Origin of the sequence: Cupriavidus pauculus (assembly GCF_022179805.1) — a bacterium.
Classification (GTDB): domain Bacteria; phylum Pseudomonadota; class Gammaproteobacteria; order Burkholderiales; family Burkholderiaceae; genus Cupriavidus; species Cupriavidus pauculus_E.
On the sequence record NZ_BPUO01000034.1, the window covers coordinates 1 to 5,237 of the forward strand.

2 tRNA genes and 2 rRNA genes are annotated in these 5,237 nt (G+C 53.3%); all 4 read left to right on the forward strand.

The features are described 5' to 3' along the window. The first annotated feature begins 241 nt into the window (after positions 1–241). The 4 genes from MFF62_RS30685 to MFF62_RS30700 all read left to right on the forward strand — a co-directional run bounded on the left by MFF62_RS30685 (position 242) and on the right by MFF62_RS30700 (position 5,166). Positions 242–1,773, forward strand: a 16S ribosomal RNA gene (locus MFF62_RS30685). A gap of 63 nt (positions 1,774–1,836) precedes the next feature. Continuing rightward, a tRNA-Ile gene (locus MFF62_RS30690) sits at positions 1,837–1,913 on the forward strand. Between the two features lie 10 nt (positions 1,914–1,923). Then, positions 1,924–1,999: transfer RNA gene (locus MFF62_RS30695), tRNA-Ala, on the forward strand. Positions 2,000–2,285: 286 nt separating this feature from the next. Further along, positions 2,286–5,166: ribosomal RNA gene (locus MFF62_RS30700) — 23S ribosomal RNA — on the forward strand. Together the 16S and 23S rRNA genes with 2 tRNA genes alongside form the textbook arrangement of a ribosomal RNA operon. Positions 5,167–5,237 lie beyond the last annotated feature (71 nt).

The window sequence follows — 5,237 nt, forward strand, 5'->3', positions numbered from 1 at the left end:
CGCAGCGACAGCGAACGGCAAAGCCGGTCGCTGAAGTTCTTTAACAAACAAACAACCGATAAGTGTGGGCGCTTGATGGCGAACGCCGCTGAGGACTTCGGGTCTTCAGTGTTGCTTCAAAAGTATCAAGTGCTCGCACAGTAAAACATGTTGGTTTGCGTCGCGAGACGCGAACCAGTCAGTTTTCTGAGAGTGAGCGACCGCTCGAAAGAGCGAGGTGCTTCGGCACCACACAGAGATTGAACTGAAGAGTTTGATCCTGGCTCAGATTGAACGCTGGCGGCATGCCTTACACATGCAAGTCGAACGGCAGCGCGGACTTCGGTCTGGCGGCGAGTGGCGAACGGGTGAGTAATACATCGGAACGTACCCTGTTGTGGGGGATAACTAGTCGAAAGATTAGCTAATACCGCATACGACCTGAGGGTGAAAGCGGGGGACCGTAAGGCCTCGCGCAGCAGGAGCGGCCGATGTCTGATTAGCTAGTTGGTGGGGTAAGAGCCCACCAAGGCGACGATCAGTAGCTGGTCTGAGAGGACGATCAGCCACACTGGGACTGAGACACGGCCCAGACTCCTACGGGAGGCAGCAGTGGGGAATTTTGGACAATGGGGGCAACCCTGATCCAGCAATGCCGCGTGTGTGAAGAAGGCCTTCGGGTTGTAAAGCACTTTTGTCCGGAAAGAAAACGCTCTGGTTAATACCTGGGGCGGATGACGGTACCGGAAGAATAAGCACCGGCTAACTACGTGCCAGCAGCCGCGGTAATACGTAGGGTGCGAGCGTTAATCGGAATTACTGGGCGTAAAGCGTGCGCAGGCGGTTTTGTAAGACAGGCGTGAAATCCCCGAGCTCAACTTGGGAATTGCGCTTGTGACTGCAAGGCTAGAGTATGTCAGAGGGGGGTAGAATTCCACGTGTAGCAGTGAAATGCGTAGAGATGTGGAGGAATACCGATGGCGAAGGCAGCCCCCTGGGACGTCACTGACGCTCATGCACGAAAGCGTGGGGAGCAAACAGGATTAGATACCCTGGTAGTCCACGCCCTAAACGATGTCAACTAGTTGTTGGGGATTCATTTTCTCAGTAACGTAGCTAACGCGTGAAGTTGACCGCCTGGGGAGTACGGTCGCAAGATTAAAACTCAAAGGAATTGACGGGGACCCGCACAAGCGGTGGATGATGTGGATTAATTCGATGCAACGCGAAAAACCTTACCTACCCTTGACATGCCACTAACGAAGCAGAGATGCATCAGGTGCCCGAAAGGGAAAGTGGACACAGGTGCTGCATGGCTGTCGTCAGCTCGTGTCGTGAGATGTTGGGTTAAGTCCCGCAACGAGCGCAACCCTTATCTTTAGTTGCTACGCAAGGGCACTCTAGAGAGACTGCCGGTGACAAACCGGAGGAAGGTGGGGATGACGTCAAGTCCTCATGGCCCTTATGGGTAGGGCTTCACACGTCATACAATGGTGCGTACAGAGGGTTGCCAACCCGCGAGGGGGAGCTAATCCCAGAAAACGCATCGTAGTCCGGATCGTAGTCTGCAACTCGACTACGTGAAGCTGGAATCGCTAGTAATCGCGGATCAGCATGCCGCGGTGAATACGTTCCCGGGTCTTGTACACACCGCCCGTCACACCATGGGAGTGGGTTTTGCCAGAAGTAGTTAGCCTAACCGCAAGGAGGGCGATTACCACGGCAGGGTTCATGACTGGGGTGAAGTCGTAACAAGGTAGCCGTATCGGAAGGTGCGGCTGGATCACCTCCTTTCCAGAGGCTTGTGTTCACAAGTCAAGCGTTCACACTTATCGGTTTGTTTGCTGTTACAGCCAAGGGTCTGTAGCTCAGGTGGTTAGAGCACCGTCTTGATAAGGCGGGGGTCGTAGGTTCAAGTCCTACCAGACCCACCAAGTTATCTGCGGGGGATTAGCTCAGCTGGGAGAGCACCTGCTTTGCAAGCAGGGGGTCGTCGGTTCGATCCCGTCATCCTCCACCATTACCTTGGGGTAGTTGTCAAAGACCAGGATTCAGAGGTTCTGAATTTTAGTCTTTGGCTATTGCTATCGAATCCAACCAAGTTGGGTTCGGCTGTTCTTTAACAATATGGGATGTAGTAAAGGTGTCGCGCAAGCGTTGATGAGACGCTGAATTACCCAACGCGATACCGGGTTGTGATTGTATCAACCAAAATGTATTTAAGTGATCGAAAGATGACTTGGAATACGGCACAAACGCGAGAACTCAGACCTATGACGATGTCTTTCGAGACACACTCGTTATAGGGTCAAGCGAACAAGTGCATGTGGTGGATGCCTTGGCGATTACAGGCGATGAAGGACGCGGTAGCCTGCGAAAAGCTTCGGGGAGCTGGCAAACAAGCTTTGATCCGGAGATGTCCGAATGGGGAAACCCGACCCGTATGGGTCATCCCTGACTGAATACATAGGTCAGGGAAGCGAACGCGGCGAACTGAAACATCTAAGTAGCTGCAGGAACAGAAATCAACCGAGATTCCCAGAGTAGTGGCGAACGAAATGGGAAGAGCCTTGTACTCTTTAGCAGCGTTGTTAGCAGAACGGGATGGAAAGCCCGGCCATAGCAGGTGATAGCCCTGTATGCGAAAACAGCATTGTGGAACTAGGTGTACGACAAGTAGGGCGGGACACGTGAAATCCTGTCTGAAGATGGGGGGACCATCCTCCAAGGCTAAATACTCGTAATCGACCGATAGTGAACCAGTACCGTGAGGGAAAGGCGAAAAGAACCCCGGGAGGGGAGTGAAATAGATCCTGAAACCGCATGCATACAAACAGTCGGAGCCTGGAAACGGGTGACGGCGTACCTTTTGTATAATGGGTCAGCGACTTACATTCAGTGGCAAGCTTAACCGATTAGGGAAGGCGTAGCGAAAGCGAGTCCGAACAGGGCGTTGAGTCGCTGGGTGTAGACCCGAAACCAGATGATCTATCCATGGCCAGGTTGAAGGTGCGGTAACACGTACTGGAGGACCGAACCCACTAACGTTGAAAAGTTAGGGGATGAGCTGTGGATAGGGGTGAAAGGCTAAACAAATCTGGAAATAGCTGGTTCTCTCCGAAAACTATTTAGGTAGTGCCTCGTGTGTCACCTTCGGGGGTAGAGCACTGTCATGGTTGGGGGGTCTATTGCTGATTACCCCGCCATAGCAAACTCCGAATACCGAAGAGTGCAATCACGGGAGACAGACATCGGGTGCTAACGTCCGGTGTCAAGAGGGAAACAACCCAGACCGCCAGCTAAGGTCCCCAAGATTGGCTAAGTGGGAAACGAAGTGGGAAGGCTAAAACAGTCAGGAGGTTGGCTTAGAAGCAGCCACCCTTTAAAGAAAGCGTAATAGCTCACTGATCGAGTCGTCCTGCGCGGAAGATGTAACGGGGCTAAGCCAGTCACCGAAGCTGCGGACGCACATTTATGTGCGTGGTAGGAGAGCGTTCTGTAAGCCTGTGAAGGTGTCTTGTAAAGGATGCTGGAGGTATCAGAAGTGCGAATGCTGACATGAGTAGCGATAAAGGGGGTGAAAGGCCCCCTCGCCGTAAGCCCAAGGTTTCCTACGCAACGTTCATCGGCGTAGGGTGAGTCGGCCCCTAAGGCGAGGCAGAGATGCGTAGCTGATGGGAAGCAGGTTAATATTCCTGCACCGTCGTATGATGCGATGGGGGGACGGATCGCGGAAGGTTGTCCGGGTGTTGGAAGTCCCGGTCCCTGCATTGGAGAAGGCGCTTAGGCAAATCCGGGCGCGGAATTCAAGGATGTGGGGCGAGCGGCCTAGTGCTGCGAAGCAATCGGAAGTGGTTCCAAGAAAAGCCTCTAAGCTTCAGTCATACGAGACCGTACCGCAAACCGACACAGGTGGGCGAGATGAGTATTCTAAGGCGCTTGAGAGAACTCGGGAGAAGGAACTCGGCAAATTGGTACCGTAACTTCGGGATAAGGTACGCCCTGGTAGCTTGACTGGCCTGCGCCAGAAGGGTGAAGGGGTTGCAATAAAATGGTGGCTGCGACTGTTTAATAAAAACACAGCACTCTGCAAACACGAAAGTGGACGTATAGGGTGTGACGCCTGCCCGGTGCCGGAAGATTAAATGATGGGGTGCAAGCTCTTGATTGAAGTCCCGGTAAACGGCGGCCGTAACTATAACGGTCCTAAGGTAGCGAAATTCCTTGTCGGGTAAGTTCCGACCTGCACGAATGGCGTAACGATGGCCACACTGTCTCCTCCCGAGACTCAGCGAAGTTGAAGTGTTTGTGATGATGCAATCTCCCCGCGGCTAGACGGAAAGACCCCATGAACCTTTACTGTAGCTTTGCATTGGACTTTGAACCGATCTGTGTAGGATAGGTGGGAGGCTTTGAAGCGTGGACGCTAGTTCACGTGGAGCCGTCCTTGAAATACCACCCTGGTTTGTTTGAGGTTCTAACCTTGGCCCGTGAATCCGGGTCGGGGACAGTGCATGGTAGGCAGTTTGACTGGGGCGGTCTCCTCCCAAAGTGTAACGGAGGAGTTCGAAGGTACGCTTGGTACGGTCGGACATCGTACCTAAAGTGCAATGGCAAAAGCGTGCTTAACTGCGAGACCGACAAGTCGAGCAGGTGCGAAAGCAGGACATAGTGATCCGGTGGTTCTGAATGGAAGGGCCATCGCTCAACGGATAAAAGGTACTCTGGGGATAACAGGCTGATACCGCCCAAGAGTTCATATCGACGGCGGTGTTTGGCACCTCGATGTCGGCTCATCTCATCCTGGGGCTGTAGCCGGTCCCAAGGGTATGGCTGTTCGCCATTTAAAGAGGTACGTGAGCTGGGTTTAAAACGTCGTGAGACAGTTTGGTCCCTATCTGCCGTGGGCGTTGGAATCTTGACGGGGGCTGCTCCTAGTACGAGAGGACCGGAGTGGACGTACCGCTGGTGTACCTGTTGTCTCGCCAGAGGCATCGCAGGGTAGCTATGTACGGAAGAGATAACCGCTGAAAGCATCTAAGCGGGAAACTCGCCTGAAGATGAGGATTCCCTGGAGGCTTGACCTCCTTGAAGGGTCGTTCGAGACCAGGACGTTGATAGGCTGGGTGTGGAAGCGCAGTAATGCGTTAAGCTAACCAGTACTAATTGCCCGTAAGGCTTGATCCTATAACCAGTGTGTTTTACCTGGTAGGACTCTGAGAGTCCGCGTGTGCCACAGGCATACAGCCACAACCCCC